At 37.2% G+C, this 21,716-nt stretch carries 23 protein-coding genes; 7 read left to right on the plus strand and 16 right to left on the minus strand.

The features are described 5' to 3' along the window. Positions 1 to 26: 26 nt before the first annotated feature. From rodA to ODE14_RS13465, 5 genes are read right to left on the minus strand one after another with little or no spacing between them, the layout of a single operon-like run. On the minus strand, positions 27 to 1,256 hold the full coding sequence (gene rodA, locus ODE14_RS13445; RefSeq protein ID WP_248389570.1) for a rod shape-determining protein RodA: 1,230 nt from the start codon (positions 1,254 to 1,256) through the stop codon (positions 27 to 29). Continuing rightward, positions 1,253 to 3,244, minus strand: coding sequence for a penicillin-binding transpeptidase domain-containing protein (locus tag ODE14_RS13450; RefSeq protein WP_248389568.1), 1,992 nt, complete (start codon positions 3,242 to 3,244; stop codon positions 1,253 to 1,255). The genes rodA and ODE14_RS13450 overlap by 4 nt, the downstream gene beginning before the upstream one ends. A 44-nt stretch (positions 3,245 to 3,288) precedes the next feature. After that, entirely contained in the window at positions 3,289 to 3,795 is a 507-nt protein-coding gene (locus ODE14_RS13455) for a rod shape-determining protein MreD (protein ID WP_090000063.1), read from the minus strand. Next, complete coding sequence (mreC, locus tag ODE14_RS13460; protein WP_248389566.1) at positions 3,788 to 4,642, minus strand: rod shape-determining protein MreC; 855 nt, start codon at positions 4,640 to 4,642, stop codon at positions 3,788 to 3,790. The genes ODE14_RS13455 and mreC overlap by 8 nt, the downstream gene beginning before the upstream one ends. A 27-nt stretch (positions 4,643 to 4,669) precedes the next feature. Then, a complete protein-coding gene (locus ODE14_RS13465; protein WP_027381028.1) occupies positions 4,670 to 5,695 on the minus strand; it encodes a rod shape-determining protein in 1,026 nt (341 codons plus the stop codon). Between the two features lie 406 nt (positions 5,696 to 6,101). Here ODE14_RS13465 and hemA point away from each other — a divergent pair, with 406 nt between their 5' ends. The 4 genes from hemA to hemE are packed head-to-tail and all read left to right on the plus strand — an operon-like array spanning position 6,102 to position 10,069. Beyond that, complete coding sequence (hemA, locus tag ODE14_RS13470) at positions 6,102 to 7,376, plus strand: glutamyl-tRNA reductase (RefSeq protein WP_248389564.1); 1,275 nt, start codon at positions 6,102 to 6,104, stop codon at positions 7,374 to 7,376. Beyond that, positions 7,363 to 8,274 (plus strand): hydroxymethylbilane synthase, encoded by a 912-nt coding sequence (gene hemC, locus ODE14_RS13475; RefSeq protein WP_248389562.1) that lies wholly within the window; start codon positions 7,363 to 7,365, stop codon positions 8,272 to 8,274. Before hemA ends, hemC begins: the two co-directional genes overlap by 14 nt. 33 nt (positions 8,275 to 8,307) lie before the next feature. Next, a complete protein-coding gene (locus ODE14_RS13480; protein ID WP_263601794.1) occupies positions 8,308 to 8,991 on the plus strand; it encodes a uroporphyrinogen-III synthase in 684 nt (227 codons plus the stop codon). Positions 8,992 to 9,031: 40 nt separating this feature from the next. Beyond that, positions 9,032 to 10,069: a uroporphyrinogen decarboxylase gene (gene hemE, locus ODE14_RS13485; RefSeq protein WP_263601795.1), complete on the plus strand. Its 1,038-nt coding sequence runs from the start codon at positions 9,032 to 9,034 to the stop codon at positions 10,067 to 10,069. Positions 10,070 to 10,185: 116 nt separating this feature from the next. Here hemE and ODE14_RS13490 read toward each other — a convergent pair whose 3' ends face one another. The 10 genes from ODE14_RS13490 to ODE14_RS13535 all read right to left on the minus strand — a co-directional run bounded on the left by ODE14_RS13490 (position 10,186) and on the right by ODE14_RS13535 (position 19,624). Beyond that, positions 10,186 to 10,818, minus strand: a complete 633-nt coding sequence (locus ODE14_RS13490; protein ID WP_263601796.1) for an NAD(P)H-dependent oxidoreductase — start codon at positions 10,816 to 10,818, stop codon at positions 10,186 to 10,188. 86 nt (positions 10,819 to 10,904) lie between these two features. After that, complete coding sequence (locus tag ODE14_RS13495; RefSeq protein ID WP_248389554.1) at positions 10,905 to 11,639, minus strand: ABC transporter ATP-binding protein; 735 nt, start codon at positions 11,637 to 11,639, stop codon at positions 10,905 to 10,907. A 1-nt stretch (position 11,640) separates the two neighbouring features. After that, positions 11,641 to 13,107, minus strand: a complete 1,467-nt coding sequence (locus ODE14_RS13500) for a DUF5687 family protein (protein WP_263601797.1) — start codon at positions 13,105 to 13,107, stop codon at positions 11,641 to 11,643. A 104-nt stretch (positions 13,108 to 13,211) separates the two neighbouring features. Next, positions 13,212 to 13,364 carry a hypothetical protein gene (locus ODE14_RS13505; protein WP_263601798.1) on the minus strand — a complete coding sequence of 51 codons (153 nt, stop codon included), beginning with the start codon at positions 13,362 to 13,364 and terminating at the stop codon, positions 13,212 to 13,214. A gap of 184 nt (positions 13,365 to 13,548) precedes the next feature. Continuing rightward, the gene (locus tag ODE14_RS13510) at positions 13,549 to 15,198 is read right to left on the minus strand and encodes a DNA repair protein RecN (RefSeq protein WP_263601799.1); all 1,650 of its coding nucleotides are present in this window, start codon (positions 15,196 to 15,198) and stop codon (positions 13,549 to 13,551) included. A 65-nt stretch (positions 15,199 to 15,263) separates the two neighbouring features. Then, positions 15,264 to 16,172 (minus strand): DUF4835 family protein, encoded by a 909-nt coding sequence (locus tag ODE14_RS13515; protein ID WP_248389548.1) that lies wholly within the window; start codon positions 16,170 to 16,172, stop codon positions 15,264 to 15,266. Between the two features lie 37 nt (positions 16,173 to 16,209). Beyond that, entirely contained in the window at positions 16,210 to 17,412 is a 1,203-nt protein-coding gene (gene coaBC / locus ODE14_RS13520; RefSeq protein ID WP_263601800.1) for a bifunctional phosphopantothenoylcysteine decarboxylase/phosphopantothenate--cysteine ligase CoaBC, read from the minus strand. Between the two features lie 118 nt (positions 17,413 to 17,530). Beyond that, positions 17,531 to 17,854 (minus strand): DNA-directed RNA polymerase subunit omega, encoded by a 324-nt coding sequence (locus ODE14_RS13525; protein WP_027378789.1) that lies wholly within the window; start codon positions 17,852 to 17,854, stop codon positions 17,531 to 17,533. Positions 17,855 to 17,895: 41 nt separating this feature from the next. Further along, positions 17,896 to 18,891, minus strand: a complete 996-nt coding sequence (locus ODE14_RS13530) for an outer membrane protein assembly factor BamD (RefSeq protein WP_263601801.1) — start codon at positions 18,889 to 18,891, stop codon at positions 17,896 to 17,898. 103 nt (positions 18,892 to 18,994) lie between these two features. Then, positions 18,995 to 19,624 carry a TetR/AcrR family transcriptional regulator gene (locus ODE14_RS13535; RefSeq protein WP_248389542.1) on the minus strand — a complete coding sequence of 210 codons (630 nt, stop codon included), beginning with the start codon at positions 19,622 to 19,624 and terminating at the stop codon, positions 18,995 to 18,997. Between the two features lie 98 nt (positions 19,625 to 19,722). Between ODE14_RS13535 and ODE14_RS13540 the strand changes: the two genes are divergently transcribed. Genes ODE14_RS13540 through rnpA form a run of 3 tightly spaced genes read left to right on the plus strand, consistent with a single transcriptional unit; the run spans position 19,723 to position 21,465 of the window. Further along, positions 19,723 to 20,349, plus strand: coding sequence for a TatD family hydrolase (locus tag ODE14_RS13540; protein WP_263601802.1), 627 nt, complete (start codon positions 19,723 to 19,725; stop codon positions 20,347 to 20,349). Then, entirely contained in the window at positions 20,342 to 21,067 is a 726-nt protein-coding gene (locus tag ODE14_RS13545; protein WP_263601803.1) for a tRNA threonylcarbamoyladenosine dehydratase, read from the plus strand. The genes ODE14_RS13540 and ODE14_RS13545 overlap by 8 nt, the downstream gene beginning before the upstream one ends. A 23-nt stretch (positions 21,068 to 21,090) precedes the next feature. Further along, the gene (gene rnpA, locus ODE14_RS13550) at positions 21,091 to 21,465 is read left to right on the plus strand and encodes a ribonuclease P protein component (RefSeq protein ID WP_263601804.1); all 375 of its coding nucleotides are present in this window, start codon (positions 21,091 to 21,093) and stop codon (positions 21,463 to 21,465) included. 58 nt (positions 21,466 to 21,523) lie between these two features. Here rnpA and ODE14_RS13555 read toward each other — a convergent pair whose 3' ends face one another. Beyond that, the gene (locus ODE14_RS13555) at positions 21,524 to 21,715 is read right to left on the minus strand and encodes a hypothetical protein (protein WP_263601805.1); all 192 of its coding nucleotides are present in this window, start codon (positions 21,713 to 21,715) and stop codon (positions 21,524 to 21,526) included. Position 21,716 lies beyond the last annotated feature (1 nt).

The raw sequence follows: 21,716 nt of genomic DNA on the forward strand, positions 1-21,716 counted from the left end.
TTTTGATACTATTCGAGACTTACTGCTTATACCAAGCTATTCTTATCCGAATAATTTAATTTAAAGAAAATAAAGGTCATCATCGAAAAGGCAAGCAGAGAACTTCCTCCATAACTGAAATAAGGCAAAGGAATCCCAACGGTCGGAAACAAGCCCATAACCATGCCTAAATTAATAGTAAAGTGCATTAAAAGGATCGAAGCAAAGCAGTATCCAAAAACACGGTTAAACCCCGATTTCTGTTGTTCTGCCAGATAATAGATTCTTCCAATGTAAACCATGTAGCAAAGGATCAGCAATGCACTTCCTGCAAAGCCCCATTCTTCGCCAACGGTGCAGAAAATATAATCGGTTTCCTGTTCGGGAACGAATTTACCCTGGGTAACAGAACCTTCACGATATCCTTTCCCCCAAAGTCCGCCAGATCCGATCGCTGTTTTTGAATACAGCAAATTGTATCCCGATGTATCTCTGAACGCTTTTTCACCTTTATAGAGTACTTCAATTCTTTCTCTCTGGTGCTTTGGAAGTTTTTCTAAAATATATGGCGAACCGAAAGCCAATCCGCAAAGTAAAACAACCGATCCTACAATTCCCGAAATGGAAATAATATTCCATGACATTTTGTAGTAATTCATGGCAATCCACCCTCCTACGATCAAAACAATGGCAAGGGCAACCCAAATAGGATTAACAGCCAGGGAAATGAGGAAAACTGCAGCAAAAAGAAATCCTACTCCAAATAATAATCCGCTAAGTCCTTCCCTGTATAATGCAATGAAAAATGCGATAAAAACCAACATGGAACCCACATCAGGAATAGCCAGAACCACCACTGCAGGAATTCCGATAATAGCTAATGTAGTCCAAAATGATTTTTTATTCTTTAAATTAAATTCAGGACCGGAAACATAATTGGCAAGCATTAATGCGGTCCCGATTTTGGCAAACTCCACCGGCTGCATCGTAAAACTACCGAACTTGTACCAGTTTTTCTGGCCGAGAATCTCTTTACCGAAAGGAAATAACCCAATCAGTAATAAGACGCCACCAATATAAATAATCCCTGACATATTTTCAAAGAACTTACTTCTTCCCACGAAAATTACCAGCCCTACAAAAAGTGAAATACCAAAGAAAATCAATTGTTTTTCTCCTAATTTCTGATCTACACTGTAAATATTTGCAATGGCAAAAGCACAAAGCAGAAAATACAGACCGAGACCTAATTTATCTATTCCTTCTGCCCATTTCATTGCTTAGCCGGTTTTGTTTTATTTACATTCTTTTTTTCCTCTTCTGCCTTTTTCTGCATTTTAGCCTTCTGTTCCTTTATCAATTTTAAGCTGTCCAGAATTCTTTTTTGCTTTATAGAATCCTCACTTGGCTTGTAAAGGCCTTTACGCTTGAGATCGGCAATCCATTGTCTTTTGTATTCAGGCATAAAACTGGAGGTCACCATTTTCTTATAGAGGTGTTCACGTTTGATGTCTCCTGTAATATATTTTTCAGCAATAATTGTCGCTGCCGGACCAGCCCAGGTTGCTCCAAATCCTGCATGTTCCATAACGGCTGCTACTACAATCTTCGGTTTATCCGCAGGAGCGATCAATACAAAAATCGAATTGTCCTTTCCCTGAGGCACCTGCGCAGTACCTGTTTTCGCAAGCTGGGTAAAATCACTTGATTTTAAGCCTCGTGCCGTACCATTCAAAACAACAGCTTCCATACCTCTTAATACAGGATCAAAATGCTTTTTATCAACTAAGGTCTGATGTTTCTTTTTGAATCTTGGATCAGGATTTGGTTTTCCGTCAATTGCTTTAACGATATGAGGAGTATAATACCATCCTTTATTGGCAATAGCAGAAACATAATTGGCAAGCTGAAGCGGCGTTACCAGTACATCCCCCTGTCCCATTCCGTTGTAGATGGCACCGGTGGACATCTCGTCCCAGTTTTTAAAGTCTGTCCTTTTAGAACCACTGGCTTTCATAATGGCTTTAAATCTATTTTCATAGAAATCACCAGAAGGGATTCTACCTCTGGCTCCTACTGCAAAATCATTATTTAAAAATTCACCTACCCCAAAGCTGCTCATGATTTTTTTCCACTCATCAACACCTCTGGAAGGATTTCCGGGATATTTTTTAATGATCGCAATAAAAGCATACGTAAAGAAACAGTTACTCGAAACCTGAATAGAAGGGATTAAAGGATCTGCACCGCCGTGACCTTTAATTCTTTTTCCTTTATAATAAAACCCGCCACCGCAGGGAAAAATTGTCTTCTCATCCATTACGCCCATCTGCATTGCCGCAAGAGCAGTTAACAATTTAAAGGTAGAACCCGGCGGATATGCGGCCTGAAGTGACCTGTCAAAGGTTGGTTTATTTTCGTAAATCGTATCTTTTGAAAGAGCGTAGAGATTCCTTGATTTATTTGGGCCTGTAAATAGATTGGGATCAATATCAGGACCTGTTGCGGCCACCAAAACTTCGCCGTTATTAGGATCAATAGCCACAATTGCACCATGCTTGTTGACCATCATTTCCTCTGCAATTCTTTGGAGGTCATAATCAATAGTAAGGGTGATATCTTTCCCGGTAACCACATCTTTATCAAGAGATCCGTTTTTGTAAGGTCCTACATTACGAAGCTTAATATCTTTCTGAATGTACTTCATTCCCTTGATCCCCCGCAATTCTTTTTCATACGCCTTTTCAATTCCCGTTTTACCGATGAAATCTCCGGGCAGATAATAGGCAGAATCTTTTTTGATCTCTCTTTCGTTTACTTCACTCGTATATCCCAAAAGATTTCCGGAAGTTGAAACCTCATACTGGCGCTGTGGCCTTGACACAATACTAAATGCCGGATATTTAAATATAATCTCCTGAACCCTCGCAATATCTTCCCTGCTGAGATTTTTCATGAAAGTCATCGGCGTCAGTTTGGAATAATATTTTTCTTTCTTAATGGCATCAATGGTTCTGATAAAATCGTTTTTAGAAATTTTCATCAGATTACAGAAGGCAATTGTATCAAAATCAGGTCTCATGAGAGCCTGTGTAAAAGAAATCTCATAGGCAGGCTGGTTTCCCACCATAATTTTCCCGTTCCTGTCAAAAATAACTCCACGCTGTGGGATGACATATTCTATTTTAATGGAAGTATTGGCGGCATTAAGCGCATACCTATCGGTAAAAAGCTGTAAATAAGCCAATCTCGCTATAAAAATCATAGCGATTATCAGAAGAACGGAAAAAATTTTTAAATAACGTGTGTTCAAACTTTTTGTTTGATTTTAAATATTAATGCGTAGATAACTATAAATATAAATGAAATTATACTCGTTACCAATACATTAAATAATATTTCAAAAAATCTGCTCAGCTTAAAAAACTCTATATATTGTACTAAAAGCTGATGCAAAAAGATGCTCGTAAATAAAAACAGCAAAAACTGCGCCCACTGTAGGGACTGAAACGAGAAGAAATCTGTAGAAGTATCTGTAGAAGTTCTAAAAATCAATGTCCTGAAATAAGCAATCAGGGTGGTTGCAAAGGCATTGATTCCCCAGGAATAGAGGAATGCGTCAACCGACAGTCCAATCAGAAAACTCAATGCTAAAAATTGAAATTTATTTCTGAAAAAAGGATAAAACATGACAAATACAGGATAAAGCACCGGCGTATACTTTCCGAAAATGGTGATCCTGTTCAATACAAAAATTTGTAATGCAACCAGGAAAATCATGATTAATATGTCCGTAAATAAAGTTCTGCTAATCATCTTCCTTTTTTATTACAGATTGCATCGTATCCTGAATTTTTTGTACTTCCGCTTTTTTAAGGTTTTTAACGACATAAACTTTACTCAGTGCTCCCATTTTCTCACTCAGCTCAACCGAAATATCCCAAAACCCTGTTTTATTATCAACGGAATATCCTGCTACAGTACCGATCATTACACCTTTAGGAAAGATTGCTGATTTACCATCGGTTACTACAGTATCACCAATTTTCAGGGCTACGTATTTTGGAATATCAGCAAGGTGCATTACTCGGGAATTATCCCCGTTCCATGTAAGCGTTCCGAAATACCCCGAATTTTTAAGAGCAGCATTGATCCTGATTTTATTTACACTCAACACCGACTGTACTAAAGCATAGCTGTCTGTAGAGTTGATCACAATTCCTGCGATGCCTTTAGGAGCCATAACTCCCATTTGCGGAAATACGCCATCTCTTCTTCCCCTGTTGATGGTAAAATAATTATTTCTTCTGTTGATACTGTTGAAAACGATTTCACCATCTACAAATGTATAGATCTGTCCGCCTCCCAGCGTATCATGAACTTTCCTGAACTGAGGATTTTTAGCGCCCTGTTTTCCGTAAAGCTCCATCATTAAGGCCTTATTTTGCGTAACAAGGTCTTCATTGATCTGTTTAAGCTTCAGATAAGAAACCCCTTCATCAATATATCCCGAAACCCAGGAATTCAAGGCAGCAGACTGTCCTGCGATCCAGGATTTCTGCATGGCATTTTTAGAGAATATCAGAATCAGAGCAATAATTTGCAGAAATATAAAGAAAACAAAAAGTGCATTCTTCGAAAATAATCTCAGCAAAAATCCCATTCAGATATATGTCGTAAAAAGTTAGAATTATTTTATTAAGAAATTGAATTTATCCATATTCTTAAGTGCGATTCCTGTTCCGCGAACTACAGCTCTCAACGGATCTTCTGCAACGAAAACAGGAAGACCTGTCTTTTTGTGCAATCTGTCCGCCAAACCTCTCAATAAAGCGCCACCACCAGCAAGATAAATACCTGTTTTATAGATATCAGCAGCCAATTCCGGAGGAGTAAGGGAAAGCGTTTCCATTACCGCATCTTCAATTCTGATGATGGATTTGTCTAAAGCTCTTGCGATCTCTTTATAGCCAACCATGATTTCTTTAGGTTTTCCTGTAATCAGGTCTCTACCCTGTACCGGAATATCTTCGATATCAACATCAAGGTCCTCAACGGCAGAACCCACTTCAATTTTAATTCTTTCCGCAGTTCTTTCCCCGATATAAAGGTTGTGATGAGTTCTTAAATAGTATGCAATGTCATTGGTAAATACGTCGCCAGCAATTTTTACAGATTTGTCGCAGACAATACCTCCCAGCGCAACTACTGCAATTTCCGTAGTACCGCCGCCTATATCGATGATCATATTTCCTTCCGGTTTCTGAACATCAATTCCTACTCCAATTGCAGCTGCCATTGGCTCATAAATCAGACGTACTTCTTTTGCGTTTACTTTTTGTGCCGAGTCTCTTACCGCTCTTTTTTCAACTTCCGTAATTCCTGAAGGAATACAGATTACGATTCTCAAAGCCGGCTGGATAAATTTACCTTTAATTCCTGGAATTTTTTTGATAAATTCTTTAATCATGTGTTCAGAAGCATGGAAATCGGCAATTACTCCGTCTTTAAGCGGACGGATTGTTTTGATATCTTCATGAGTCTTACCCTGCATATGTTTCGCCTGTTCACCGACAGCAATCGGTCTTCCTGTTGAACGTTCAATAGCAACAATCGAAGGCTGATCTATAACAATTTTATTATTATGGATGATAAGGGTGTTGGCGGTACCCAGGTCTATCGCAATCTCTTGCGTAAACATATCGAATAAACTCATACTTTTACTTCTGATTTTTTAAAGAGTTACAAAGATATAAATTTAAGACGTCTAAAGAAATTTAACATGCAGATAATTTGGTTAAAATTTTATTAAAATTTATAATCACTTATTAACTTTTACTTTAAGTATTTACAGACTTTAATTTAAACCAGATTTAAGATAACACAGGCCCAATAAGGCATCACAGGAATTGAACTATTTTTTTTATTGCACATAGATGTGATTTGATTCGTATTATTTTGATTTTTTTTAATTCTAAAATCTTATTTGCCATTAATTTTCAGAAACCAATATTTTGCTTTTTGCGATTATTTAGAATCATCCCAAAATAGTTTTTTACGATAATTATCATATACATTATAAGAAAGCGTTTTATCAAAAAAAACGTAAATTTGCCACGCTTATGTTACAGTATTCCAACATACATCAGACATCTAATTTTGCCGTACTTTCCATTAGCTATGAAAAAGCTGATGTAGAAACAAGAGGCAAATTTGCATTCTTTGACGAAAATATTAAAAATTTTGTCACCCGTATTCATAATGAAAATTTAGGGGACGCCTTTGTTGTTTCTACCTGTAACAGAACCGAAATTTATACTACCACATCTAATTACCTGCTGGTTGCTGAAGAATATTGTAAAACAATCGGGGTTAATCTGATGGATTTTCTCCAGTTTGCCAACATTCTTACCAAAGAAGAAGCTTTGGCCCATCTTTTCAGAGTAGCGGCCGGACTGGAAAGCCAGATCATCGGTGATTTTGAAATTATTGGGCAGATTAAAAAAGCATACAGCAGATTCAGAAAAGAAAGACAGAATTCCAATCCTTATCTTGAGAGGGCTATCAATGCGGCCATTCAGATTTCAAAAAGGATTAAAAACGAAACCGGAATTTCCAATGGTGCGGCTTCCGTATCATATGCGGCAGTTCATTATATTCTTAACAACCAGAAAAGACTTACCGAAAAAAACATTCTTCTTCTGGGAGTAGGAGAAATAGGCCAGAATACGGTGGAGAATCTCGTAAAGCACGTGTATCAGCCTAAAATAAAAATCGCCAACAGAACACAGGAAACTGCTGAAAAAATTTCAGAGAAATATCATATTCCTCATATTGATTATACTGAATTTGATCAGGAGCTGAAGCAAACAGACATTCTCATTGTAGCAACCGGCGCAAGACATCCTATTGTCAATAAATCTCATTTCCCAAACGGAAAAGAAACACTGGTCATCGATTTGTCTATTCCGAATAATGTGGATAAGGACGTTACGGAAAACAAAAATGTAACCCTGATTGATGTTGATGAACTTTCAAAGCAGATCCAACAGACGATTCAGCAGAGGGAAAAGGAGATTCCGAAAGCTGAGAAAATTATCAAGGAACTGATGAAAGATTTTCTTGAATGGGAAAAAAAGAGAAAGCTGGCTCCCAATATTCATCATTTCAAAGCCGTTCTCAAGAACATGGAACGCAATGAAATGCATAATTTTTACAAAAAAAATAAATACATAAACATCACGGATATGGAACTTTCTGATAAAATGATCCAGAAAATTACCAACCGTTTTGCAAAATATATCATCGATAATCCGTTAAAAGCCGAAGAAATTAGTAAATTAATGCACGAAATATTAGTTGAACAACCAAACAACGAATTCAATGAAAAGCATTAGAATCGGAACCAGGAATTCCGCATTGGCACTTTGGCAGGCAAGAGAAGTTGCGAGACATCTTCAGAACAATAATTATTTAACGGAAATCGTTCCTATTGTATCATCCGGCGACAAAAATCTTACTCAGCCTCTTTATTCCCTGGGAATTACCGGCGTTTTTACAAGAGACCTTGATGTTGCCTTATTAAACGATGAGATCGATATTGCTGTACATTCTTTAAAAGATGTTCCCACGAATCTTCCTCAAAATCTTGAGATCGTATCTTACCTGGAAAGGGATTTCCCTCAGGATGTTCTGATCCGTAAAGAATCTGCAAAAAACAAGGAACTTCACGAGCTTAAACTGGCAACAAGCAGCTTGCGAAGAAGAGCTTTTTGGCTTAAAAATTTTCCTAATGCTGAATTTTCAGACATCCGTGGAAATATCCAAACCAGACTCCAGAAACTGGAAGATGGTGATTTTGATGCTACCATTTTATCGTTGGCAGGAATTAAAAGAATGAAAATGGACATCGATTATGAAATGCTTCCGTTTTTAATCCCGGCTCCTTCACAAGGGGTAATTGCAGTTGCGGGTCATGCAGACAAAACAGAAATCAACGAAATCGTAAGACGGTTTACCAATCATACAAACACCCAAATCTGCGTGGAAATGGAAAGAAATTTTCTTAATACATTGGAAGGTGGCTGTACGGCTCCCATCGGAGCTTTTGCCGAAATTTTTGAAGATCAGATCCGTTTTAAAGCGGCACTTTGTTCTTTAGATGGTAAAAATTGTATTTCAACCGATGAAAATTTCGTGTACAACAACGAAGAAAACTTCGGAAAAAATTTCGCTAAAGTTGTTTTGGAAAACGGAGGAAAAGAACTGATGGCAGAAATTAAAAATCAGATTTAAAATTCCATTATTCTTCAGGCTTAAAGCTAAAAAATGAAAATCTTATTTACCAAAAATATAGACCGAACGATTATATCCAAAGAATTAGGAGATGATATCGCAGTTGATTGTATTGAGGTGATAAAAACAACTCCTGTACAAATTCATCCTTTTGACCTGAAAGATTATTCAATCATTTTTACCAGTGTAAACGGCGTGGATTCATTTTTCAGAAATGGCTTTAGACCCGATAAAGATTTTACTGCAAAAAACTACAACAAGATTTACTGTGTAGGGGAAAAGACGAAAAAAGCGGTAAGGAAATACGGCTTCGGAACTTTCAAAGTACTGAAAAATGCAGATACCCTTTCAAAATTTATTACCGCAAAATGCCAGCATGAACGTTTTCTCCACTTCTGCGGAAACCTGGCCATAAGTGTTTTAGACAATGATCTTCCGCTGCAAAATATTAAATATAAAAAAGTTATCGTTTATAACACCGAAGAAATTAATCCGGTAATAACTGAAAAATATCATGCTGTCGTATTTTTTAGTCCGAGCGGAGTTCGTAGTTTTGCAAAGCAGAATTCACTGGAAAATATAACGCTGATATCCATTGGTGAAACCACATCCCGTGAAATCAGAAAACACAGTTCAGTACCCGTTTTAACGGCTGAAGGTAATACTCTTTTATCTCTTTTTAAGCTGATACGAAAAGAAATTTTAAACAAAAACTGATATACAATTGTTCATTACCGACAATTTTATTTAATAGATTATGATTAAAAACGACCTATATTTAAAAGCGCTTCGCGGAGAAACCGTAGAAAGACCTCCTGTATGGATGATGAGGCAGGCAGGAAGATATTTGCCGGAATTTATTGCCCTTCGCGACAAATATGATTTCTTCACAAGATGTCAGACTCCCGAGCTGGCTTCCGAAATCACCGTACAGCCGATCCGAAGATTTCCGCTGGATGCAGCCATTTTGTTTTCGGATATTTTGGTGGTTCCGCAGGCGATGGGAATCGATTTTAAAATGAAGGAATCAGTAGGTCCGTGGCTTGATACGCCGATCAGAACAATGGAACAGGTTCAGAATGTTGCCGTTCCTGATGTGAATGATACGTTAGGCTATGTTTTTGATGCTATTGAACTGACTTTACAGAAATTAGATAATGAAATTCCGTTGATCGGTTTTGCAGGCTCTCCCTGGACCATCCTTTGCTACTGTGTGGAAGGAAAAGGAAGCAAAGCTTTTGATATTGCCAAATCTTTCTGTTTTACACAGCCGGAAGCAGCCCATTTGTTACTTCAAAAAATTACAGACACTACTATTGCTTACCTGAAAAGAAAAGTTGAAAAAGGAGTGTCTGCCGTTCAGGTTTTCGATTCCTGGGGCGGAATGCTTTCTCCGGCAGATTATCAGGAATTTTCATGGAAATATATCAGCCAGATCGTTGAAGCATTAAGTCCGCTGACGCATGTTGTGGTTTTCGGAAAAGGATGCTGGTTTGCACTGGAAGATATGGTACAGTCTCCGGTTTCCGCGTTAGGCGTTGACTGGACGATTAAACCTGAATTTGCAAGAACGTTAACCAATCACACAATGACGCTACAGGGAAATTTTGATCCTGCAAGATTGCATTCAACTCCTGAAACAATCAAAAAAATGGTGACTGAAATGATCAACCGTTTCGGGAAAGACCGATATATTGCCAATTTAGGCCACGGAATTTTACCAAACATTCCTGTTGAAAATGCAGAAGCGTTTATCAGAGCGGTGGTGGATTGGAAACCAAATGCTGAGTTTTAAACTCCCACAGATTCTCACTGATTAACACAGATTTTACAGTGCTATTCCGGAGAAATTCAAATAATAAATAAAATACCCTTTCAGCAATTGAAAGGGTATTTTTATGAGTAAAATAATTAGTTGATTTCTGTAACGAAATCTTCTTTCGGTTTTCTTATTTTGGTAAGGTTTACCAGCCAGTCGTTCGAAGGATCTCTATATCCCAAAGGCAGTAAGAGAACGCTTTTTAACCCTTTTTCCTGTAGATTTAAAATTTTATCCACTTCTTCCGGAACAAAACCTTCCATTGGTGTAGAATCTACTTCTTCAAAAGCCGCTGCGATAATCGCTGCACCAAACCCGATATAAGCCTGTTTTGCGGCATGCGTAAAGTTTTCTTCAGCAGGTCTTTGCGGATACATTCCCAACAGCATCTGTCTGTAGTTTTCCCACCCTTCGTTTTCAAAACCTCTGATTTCATTTGTCAGATCAAACATCCTGTTGATTCTGTCTTCGGTATAATTATCCCAGGCTGCAAAAACCAAAAGATGTGAGCAATCCGTAATTTGCGGCTGGTTCCATGCATGAGGTTTTATCTGTTCCTTAATTTCCTGATTGGTAATGACAATAATTTCGAAAGGCTGCAGACCGCTTGATGTAGGGGCTAGTCTTGCCGCTTCCAATATTTTATCCACTTTTTCCTGTGGCACTTTCTGACCGTTCATTGCTTTGGTAGCATATCTCCAGTTCAGTTTTTCAATTAATTCCATAAATTAAATTTTAGCAGAACAAAATTAATTCATGTGCCATAAATATGGATAAATGATTTTTAAATTTGAAATATTGCTAATATCTATTAAACAGGACTATTCGCACTTTCTGCCGGACTTGAAATCTGGTCTGCAAAATACTGCTCGAGATCTCTCAACGTTTCCGGATTGGTCTGGATATCTTTTACCAGCTGGCCTTTATTTACCACAACAATTCTGTTGCAGACTTCCGTTGTGTGCGAAAGATCATGACTGGAGATAAGGAAAGTAACACCCTCCTGTTTTGATAATTCTTTAATGAGGTTTTTAAGTTTGATCTGCGTGGAAGGATCCAGGTTGGCAAAAGGCTCATCGAGAATGATGATTTCAGGATTTCCGATAATGGCGCCAACAATTCCCACTTTTTTCTGGTTCCCTTTAGAAAGGTCACGGACATATTTCCCGGAATTTAAAATTTCACCGTTGAATAGATCATGAAACTGTTTTAAAAACTCATCAACAGAAGCTTTGTTTTGGCCTCTTAGCTCCCCGATAAAGTAGAAATACTCTTCCGGAGTAAGATAACCGATCAGGAAAGAATCGTCCACAAAAGCAGAAACTTTGTTTTTCCACGCTTCAGATTCGTGTACTTTTATTCCGTCGATGCTTACGAATCCTGTTGTTGCCTGAATCAGATCAAGCATCAGGCTGAATAGCGTGGTTTTCCCAGCACCATTATTTCCTACCAACCCGAAAGTTTCACCATTCGGAATTTCAAGATGTTCTATATTTAAAACGGTTGCTTTGCCGTATGTTTTTGTTAAATTATTAATTGTGATCATATTAGTCTTTATTTTTGAATGCTTCTAATGTACTGTATTTTTCTACCTTATAATGTTTTACGATAATATCGAATATTTTTTCTCTTAATAAAAATCCTATTAATCCCAAAACAGCAATGCTTATCACGCCGGCCTCAATTCCGAGAGAATATTTTACGATTGCAAATACAACCATCGGTAAGAATAATTTAGGAATCAGCAGCAGCAAAGATTTCATATTAAAGCTGTTTTTCTGCCCGAACCTCTTTTCTTTTGCATTCAGGTCAATCTGCATTTTGTTGAATGCCCCGGACCAGAGTGTAAACTGAGAATTGACCCCAATATTATAAATTCCTGCCGCAAAAAAAGTAAGGTACATATCCCATCCGAAATAGACGTAACACAACGCCAGAATGATCGAAAAGCCTGTTACGATATTCATCAGCCACCATTTTGCTTTCAAATATTCTTTGTAAGGAACATTCAGGGTCATCATTAATGGATAATATGAACTGTCGAAAGCAGGAACCCGCTGTCCGAACATAAACTGAAATCCTCCCGTTACAAACAATCCCATAAACATCATCATGGCCGGTGTTTTATAAATAGGTGAAGAGAACATCAGTAATCCGTAGAAAAGAAACAGAAAACTGCCCCAAACAATTCCTTTGGTAACTTTATTCCGTTTTAGTAATTTAATATCATTGTTGATGAATGTTCCAATGGCTCCGTATTTATTCAGGAACATGATATTTTCTGTTTTCCCGACCTCTTTTTTAACTTCCAGCCCCTGATCCAGATAAAATACCTTTCGGATATGACTGAAGCAGATTTTCCATAAAGCAGAAAACAATATAACGGAAATTACTACAAAATAAGGTCTTTCGTAAAAATTAAAGAAAAACTTTTCAGAATAATCCAGAACAGGAACAATATTATAATAACCTAATGCTGCCACTCCTGTAAAAATACAGCCGACAACAATGGCAACGATCTCTTTATCATTAAAAAGAATATTGATAAAATTGTTCAGATAAAATAACAGGGAAATTCCTACCAGCCATGCCACAACACCCGATGCATTATATCCATTGAACAATGCGATAATGGCAAAGGTGATCAGAAACAGGGAATTCAGCCAGCTGAAAGCAGACAGAAAAGTTTTACCCATCATATAATTGACCAGCGTTTTCTTAGGAATATTAAGAGTAAGAAAAGGCTTGATGTTTTGTGTGGGTAATTCCTGCCAGATGTATTTCACAATAAGATCTACCGCCCAAGCCGCGATCATAAATCTGGAAACCACTTGTATCGGGTTCTGATGCATTTCCTCCTGAATGTAAAAGAATGCACCAAATGCTCCTCCCACCAAACATGCCATAAAATAGAGAATTCCGATAAAGCGAAGAATTTTCATCGCGAGGTTGATTCCTAAAGAACTTCCTCTAAAAAAACTTTTGAACTCTAATTTCAGGAATTTTATAAACATAGTTATCTTTTATTACATTAGTTCTTATAAAGATATAATTGTTACAATTTTTAACTTTTAATCAAGATGTATTTTACAGTAATCAAAATAAAACCTGCTTTGAATCACCCGACACCTACGGAAGTTCCCAACAGTCTGCGTAGGTCTTCAGCAGTTCTCCGTTTGTTTAAAACATTTTGCAGGGAACCAACGGAGGTCTCGTGAAGTCTCCCGCAAGTTGCAGGAAACCAAAGAACATCTCCGGAAGTCTCAAACATATTGTTTGTAAGCTCAGGAGATTTTAGCTGTATAAAAAGAGATACAGGCTATCATTCTTCAGGAGTTTAAACGTATGATTAAAATGTTGATACTATATTTAGACCCTTTCAGGATGACAAACTAAATTAAAAAAAAGACCTCTGAAAAATTCAGAAGTCCTTATATTTTAAAATAAATTCAAATTTATCCGATTAATTCTTTAGCCTGTGCCAACGCTGCTTCTGTAATTTTACTTCCAGAAAGAAGCTGGGCTATTTCGTTGAGCTTCTCTTCATCACTCAAAGAAACGATGGTGGATTGTGTTCTTCCGGCCACATCCTGCTTCACCACTTTATAGTTGTTGTTTCCTTTTGCAGCCACCTGAGCGAGGTGAGAAATGACGATCAGCTGCATATCGGCAGACATTTCGCGCATCAGGTTTCCGATCTCTTCCGCTACTTTTCCGGAAACGCCGGTATCGATTTCGTCTAAAATTAAGGTCGGAAGCTCATCACTCTCGGCAATAATTTTCTTTACAGCCAGCATCACTCTCGATCTTTCACCACCGGAAATGGCGGTCTGAATAGGTTTTAAAGGAAATCCGGAATTTGCCTGAAACAACAGCTGAATATTTTCTTTCCCGAATTGATTGAAATCAGCGGTATCCTGCAATTCAATATCTACTCTGGCTTTCTCAAGGCCTAATTTTTTGAGTAAAGCTTCTGTTTTCTTAATAAAGACAGGAATATATTTTTTCCTGTTTTTTGATAATGTGCCGGATAACGTCTGAAGTGATTTTTCTTTTCTAGCAATATTCTTCTGAATATCTTCAATCTGGGATTCCAGTTCCGATGCTCCCTGCTGCTCTCCTGACAGCTGATCCCTGATCTCTATTAATCCGGAAACATCTGCAACATTATGCTTTATAAAAAGGCTGTTGATCCTGTTATTTAACTCAATTAATAAGACCAGATTTTCCGGGTTCACTTCAATGTTTTCTGCTTCATCCTCCAGTTCGGAAATGATATCTTTTAATTCCACTAAGGAAGTTTCCAGCCTTTCATTAAGCTCGTTAAAACTTCCTGACACTTCCGCAATCCTGGAGAGTTTGTTTTTAGCTTCATTAAAAAATGAGAGAATTCCTACTTCTTCCTGATGAAATCTTGATAACACCTGCGCAAGATTATCGGAGATCATTTCTGCATTTTCCTGGATGGAAAGCTGGTTCTGAAGCTCTTCATAATCAACATCGTCCAGGTGGAGCTCTTCAAGCTCATTCAGTAAAAATGTTTTATAGTCGCTTTCCTTATTAGCCTCTGAAAGTTGTGTCTGAAGTTTTTTAAGCTGTATTTTAAGACTTTGAAAATCCGAAAATTCATTCTGATAATCCTGAATGGTCTGTTTGTTTTCAGAAAGTCCGTCAATAATTTTGAATTGGTATTCTGCGGTAAAAAGATTTGAAGTTTCAAATTGGGAATGAATATCGATCAATTGGGAAGACAATTCCCTTAAAACATCCAGTGTTACCGGAACATCATTAATAAAAGCCCTGGATTTTCCTGAAGGCAGAATTTCTCTTCGGATAATGGTCTGATGTTCATAATCCAGATCATTTTCGATAAAGAATTTTTTAAACTGATTATTTAAAGCAAATTCGGTCTCAACAATACTTTTTTCTTCTGCTTTTGAGATCGATTTTACATCTGCCCTTTCTCCAAGGATCAGTCGCAAAGCACCCAAAATGATAGATTTTCCGGCACCAGTTTCCCCGGTAATCACCTGAAGACCGTTATTTAAAGACACTTCAAGGGTGTCGATAAGGGCAAAGTTTTTAATGTATATTCTCGAAAGCATTGATAATAGCGGTTACTTTAGCTATTGCAAATATAGAACATTAGATTTCAGGATTCAAGTGAAGATTACTGTTTCCATTTGTTCCAGCGGGATTCTGTGCTTTTAGGAGAAAGTATGATCAATTCGTTTTTAAGATCTGCCAAAACGATCCCTCCATTGTTCCCGGAATTAAAAATATTAAAGATCTCATCAGCCTTCGTATCCATAAAAAGATTAAAAAAATAGGCCTGCTGGAAAGAATTTTCGTATTGCCTTAACTGCATTAAAGCATCAAAAATCACTTTTTTAGCTGCAGTCTGGTCCTGATTAAAAAGATTATCAAGCCCTGCTCTGTGATAAGAATAGATGGTTGCACGCAGCTGGTTCCAGTTCGGGCTCATTATTTCTTTGATTAAGATAGAACGGCTTCTCGGTTCATTAATCTGCTTCCACCCATCGTACGTATTCTGAGATTCTCCGTTCTGGGCAATTTGCTGGGCTTTCTGAAACCATTGCGTTCCTGCCATCGACTGAAAACTGTCTGCATCAACTCCTAAGATTACATAAACATAAAAGCTGATCACATCAATAAGATTTTTCCCGGAAAACTGTCTTTCGTTGAAAATAAGATTTTCATTTTCCACGTAATCAAAAGAAAAACGCTGATCCTGAAGATTGAGAAGCGGAGATTCATAAGTGGTATTATACACCGGGCGAACTGCCTGTACGACAATGCTTCCCCTAAATCTGTTTCCGTCTCTTTCGCTGATAACAATCGCAAAATTTGATTTTATCTTTTCAAAATTCTGAAGCCTTTTTCCTGTCCAGCTTGTATTGTTAATGAAATCCCTGAGGCTTTTTTCCAGCGCTTTGTATGCCGACTGGTTACTTCCGCCCAGCTGTTGGGCATTCACCTGCACGGTAGCCAGCAACTCCTGGGAGAAACTTTGGCTGAATAAAAACAGAATTAAAAATATGCTTAAAAATTTTTTCATTTTTATAGTAAAGATTGAGAACGGAAATTTATTAAAATTATTTTAAAATTTGAGCTTCAATACAATCCAGAATATCTTTAGCGACATCTTCTTTAGATTTCAGATCAAATTCTTTCTTTTCCGTTCTGGTAAATATTTTTATTTTATTGGTATCGTTCTTAAATCCGGCGCCTTCATCACGCAAGGAATTCAAAACAATCATATCCAGATTTTTCTTTTCAAATTTTGCTTTGGCATTTTCTTCTTCATTCTGGGTTTCAAGCGCAAAACCAACTAAAAACTGCCGCGTTTTCTTCTCGCCCATGGTCTTAAGAATATCCGGATTTTTAACCAGCTCTATCGTTAAATTTTCATCATTTTTTTTAATTTTTTCCTTAGCAACTTCCTTAGGAGCATAATCTGCAACTGCTGCACTGGCAATTCCAATATCAACAGTATCATAGAATTCAAAAACTTTTGCCAGCATATCTTTTGCCGAAGTCACTTTATGCAGTTCAATACTTTTATTGATCGGTTTCTCAGAACTTGGTCCCGAAATCAAAATGACTTTTGCTCCTCTTTTTGAAGCTTCCTCTGCAAGGGAAAATCCCATTTTTCCCGAAGAATGATTCCCGATGAATCTTACGGGATCAATCGCTTCGTAGGTAGGCCCCGCTGTAATTAAAACGGTTTTGCCTTCGAGTGTTTTTTTAGTATTTACATCAAAAAAATCTTCTATTGTCCGGGCAATGGTTTCAGGCTCAGACATTCTTCCCTGTCCGCTCAGTCCACTTGCCAGTTCGCCGGTTTCGGCAGGAATTACAATATGCCCGAAGCTTTCCGCCAGTTCGAGATTTCTTTTGGTTGAAGGGTGTGCATACATATCGAGGTCCATTGCGGGAGCGATAAAAACAGGACATTTCGCTGACATATAAGTCGCAATGACAAGATTATCACACATCCCGTGAACCATTTTGGAAAGAGTACCTGCGGTACAGGGCGCAACAATCATCACGTCTGCCCAAAGTGCCATTTCCACATGGCTGTTCCAGGTTCCGTTGTCACTGTAAAAATCTGAATATACCGGTTTTTTGGAGAGGGTGGAAATGCTAAGCTTGGTTACAAAATGTTCAGCATCAGGTGTCATGATGACCTGTACTTCTGCTCCTTTTTTAATAAAATCCCTGATCAGAAAGTGAATTTTGTACGCTGCAATTCCTCCAGAGACCGCGATGAGAATTTTTTTCCCGGAAAGGCTCATTCAATTTAATTTTAAGAATACTAAATTACTTATTTTTTCTTACAAACCTGTTCGAACAACAAAGGTCATAAAGAAAAGATTTCCTTTATGACCTTTGTTTATAAAAATATACTGATTTTTATTTTCTTTCTTCAGTTTTTCTGAAGTAAATATCTTCGTTCAGCCATTCTTCAATAGCAATGGAAGTTGGCTTCGGAAGCTTTTCGTAATGCTTTGAGATTTCGATCTGCTCTCTGTTTTCGAAAACTTCTTCTAATGTAGAATTGTGAACCGCAAACTCATCAAGCTTATTGTGAAGTTCCGTACGGATTTCAGCATTGATCTGCTCTGCTCTTTTTCCCATGATAACAATCGCTTCGTAGATTGAGCCTACTTTGTCTTCAATCTTATCCTTATCGTAAGTAATGGTATTAACTTCTGCTTTTGTATCTTTTACACTCATTTTGAGAATATTATTTTTATTTAAGTTCGCAAATTTACGAATTATCTTTGAATTTTGAAAGTGGCCGCCGGCGGAGGTGTGTTAATTGCTGCACTATCCCTCTGGATCTGCATTGCTTTCTTCTCTGCCTCTACCTGATCTTTCATCTGCTGCTCTGTTTTTGTCTTTTCATCGTTCTGAGCCTGAAGTTTTTTCTGTCTTTCCGTTAATGCGGCAATTTTTGCTTCGGTTTGCTTTTTAACAACTACGAAATCTTTCTTTTCTTTTTCAAGCTTTTCTCTGATATCAAGTGCTGTTTTGGCAAGTTCCGTATTTGGCATTTCTTTTTCAATCTGTCTTGTAAATGCCAACGCGCTTTCAATTCGCTCATCTTTCAGATCATAAACAGACTTTGTAGCCAACTCATATCTTGATTTTATGATATAATCATAAATCTGCGGACGAAGTTTTGTACTCGGGAAGTCTTCAAGAACATTTTCCAAGGCTACGTTAGCCGCTTTATATTCTCCCATTTTGAAGTACTGTCTTGCGTTTTCATACGCTTTGAATTCAAGCTTATAAGATAGTTCATCAATCAGGGTACTGATATTTTTGGATCTTTCCGAATTCGGGTAATTATTCAGGAATTCCTGAAGTTCTGTGATGGCAGACTGTGTGGTAGACTGATCCAGGTTATAATCCATGGAACCTTCATAATAACACAAAGCGGCCATATATGCTGCTTCTTCAGCTCTCGGATCTTTCGGGAAATTCACCGCAAAGTTTTTAAACTGATTTCCTGCTAATCTGAAATTCTTATCGTAATAATTGGCATAAGCTGTATTAAATGCAACATTTGGAAAGTCATCCGTTCCTGCCACTAAATTGGCAAGCCTGTCATAAAGAGCCAATGCATTTTTCCATTTCTTTTTAGCGAAATTGTCATTGGCGGTTTTTAAGATGAGATTTTTATCCGCACTTTTCATTGCTCTTTCCTGATTGCTTACGCACGATGCTACTACCGCTACAGCAAAAAGACCTAAAATATATTTTTTCATATAAAAAATTCAACAGTTTTCGGATTATACAGCCGATTTACTAATTTGCAAAAATATAACTTTTTTGTCAATAGATTTTTTTTTATGATTATTTAACGTAAATTTAGTCTGCTGCGTATCCTAAAATTGCAAAAACGCTCATTAAGAGATTCATTCTGACTTTTTTTTCTGCCTCTTTGGAATAGGTTTCCTCGCTTTTATTCGGAACATAGAGTTCATAAAAATTCCGGTTCCGGATTACAAATAAAGTGGATCCGATAATGGTGGTGAGAATATCTTCCGGTTTAGGAGTAAAAGTGAATACACCTGAGGTAACTCCTTTCTTTATTACCTCATCCAGTTTTTTGACAAAAAGCTGATAAAAATCCATTAATTCGTCTTTGAGATTTTCCGTATGGCGGAGTTCCTGGGTAACGAATCCGTGAAAGTAATTGTATTTAAATAGCTGTGCAACAATGTATTTAATAATTTCTTTCATCTGCATTTCCGGTTTCCCTTCTTTAATAGTATCTGCAAACTCGGAAAAGTTTTCTCTTGTTTTCAGCACCCGATACTGATAAAGATAAGACATCATTTTTTCTTTAGACCCGAAATAATAAGAAATCATCGCAACATTGATATTTGCTTTGGAACAGATGTCTCTTACGGATGTGCCTTCGTAGCCTTTTTTTGCAATCAGCTCTTCGGCAATGTCTAAAATGTGTATTTGTTTTTCTGTAAATTTTTTCTTCATGCAATGCACTTTGAAGTAAAGTTAAGAAATTTTTAACAGATTTTATAAACGTTCGTTTAAGAATTTACGCAAGATGTAAATTAATAGTATTTTTGAATATGGAATTTTTTGATTTTCATCATCATAAGAAAAATATTTCTTTCGGAATTTACAACCTGGACCTGAATAGTGTACCGACTGATATTCCGTACTCCATTGGGATTCATCCTAAAGCTATTAACATCAGAAGCCTAGAAGAGCAGTTTCAGTGGATTGAATCTACTATTACAGAAAACTGTATTGCCATTGGAGAATGCGGATTAGATTCTTTTGCAGGAGCTGATCTGAAAATGCAGGAAGATGTTTTTCTGAGGCAGATCAGAATTGCCAATGAGATTAAAAAACCTGTCATCATTCATTGTGTACGAAAATTTTATGAAGTGATTTCTTTTAAAAAGTATGCCGAACAGCCCATGATCATTCATGGTTTCAATAAAAAAGAAAGCATTGCTGAAGATTTGCTTAAAAATAATTTTTACCTGAGTTTTGGAAAAGCGCTTTTGTATAATTTATCTTTGCAAAATACTTTAAGAATTACTCCTTTAGATAAAATCTTTTTAGAAACCGATAATGATGATTTTGATATCAGAGATCTGTATCTAAAAGTTGCAGAAATAAAAGCTATTTCGCCCGAGGATTTACATCAACAAGTTTTAGAAAATTTAGAGACAATAAAAAATGGATAAATACTGGCTGGAAAGAACGGAACTTCTGATCAAAGAAGAAGGTCTGGAAAAGCTAACGAAGGCAAATGTACTGGTTATAGGTTTAGGAGGAGTCGGTTCTTTTGCCGCAGAATTCCTCGCAAGAGCCGGAGTCGGTAATATGACAATTGTAGACGGCGATACGGTAGACATCACGAATATCAACAGACAGCTTCCTGCGTTGCATTCAACCGTAGGAGAACACAAAGTGGAAGTGGTGGCAGAAAGACTTTTAGACATCAATCCCAGGCTTCATTTAACCAAAATCAATGAATTTCTTAACCCGGAAAGAATGGACCAGGTTCTTGATGAAGGAAAATTCGACTATATCCTAGACTGTATCGACAGCGTAACGCCTAAGCTAACCTTGCTAATTGCTGCGAGAAGGAGAAAAATAAAAGTGGTAAGCTCGATGGGAGCCGGTGGAAAAACAGATCCCAGTAAAGTTATGGTGCGGGATATCAGCAAAACCCACAACTGCTACCTTGCAAAACAGGTACGGAAAAGACTGAAAAAGGAGAAAATCAACAAGGGAATCCGTTGTGTTTTTTCAAATGAAATTCAGAATGAGGAAAGTTTAAAGATGACCGACGGAAGCAATTATAAGAGATCTTTTTACGGAACTATCAGCTTTATTCCTGCAATTTTCGGATTGTATGCGGCAGCAGAGGTAATTAATTACCTGGTTAAAAAAGATTAAATTCTCTTATATTTACGTCGTAAATGACAAACTTTAAATATCCCAGAGCTGAAAAGCTTAAAAAAAACACCGAGATTTCTTTACTTTTTGAAAAAGGTAAATGGCGAAGCAATGGGAACCTGAGAATTATTATTCTGAAAGATAAGCCTGCCGCACCTGTTGAACATACGAAGTTTGCGGTATCGGTTTCAAAAAAATATTTTAAAAGAGCAGTACACAGAAACCGGGTGAAAAGGCTTCTCAGAGAATGTTACCGTCTTCATAAAGATCTTTTTAAAGAAAGCTTCGGGAATAAAACAATGGCCATGCTTTTCTGGATATCTCCTGAAATGCCTGAGAAGTTTCAGGATGTTGAAGAGCAGTTTATAAAGCTTTGTCAATCGATGAAAAAAGATTAATAACCGAGAGTAATTCATTATCAGCATAAATAATTGGGGCGGAAATTTTCCGCCCCAATTATTTTATTTTTTTTGTATAATTTCCTACAATAATTCCCAAAGGACCGATTAACGGAAAAAGAATCAATGCCAGATAAGGCAAAATACCGGATCTGTTTTTAAAAAGAACTGCTATGGCTGCTGCATACAATACAGCGAAGAATATAGCAACAGTTAGTATCTGAAAAGCATTTATGGATAGTATATTCATA

This window comes from Chryseobacterium sp. PET-29, from assembly GCF_025736815.1.
Classification (GTDB): domain Bacteria; phylum Bacteroidota; class Bacteroidia; order Flavobacteriales; family Weeksellaceae; genus Chryseobacterium; species Chryseobacterium nepalense.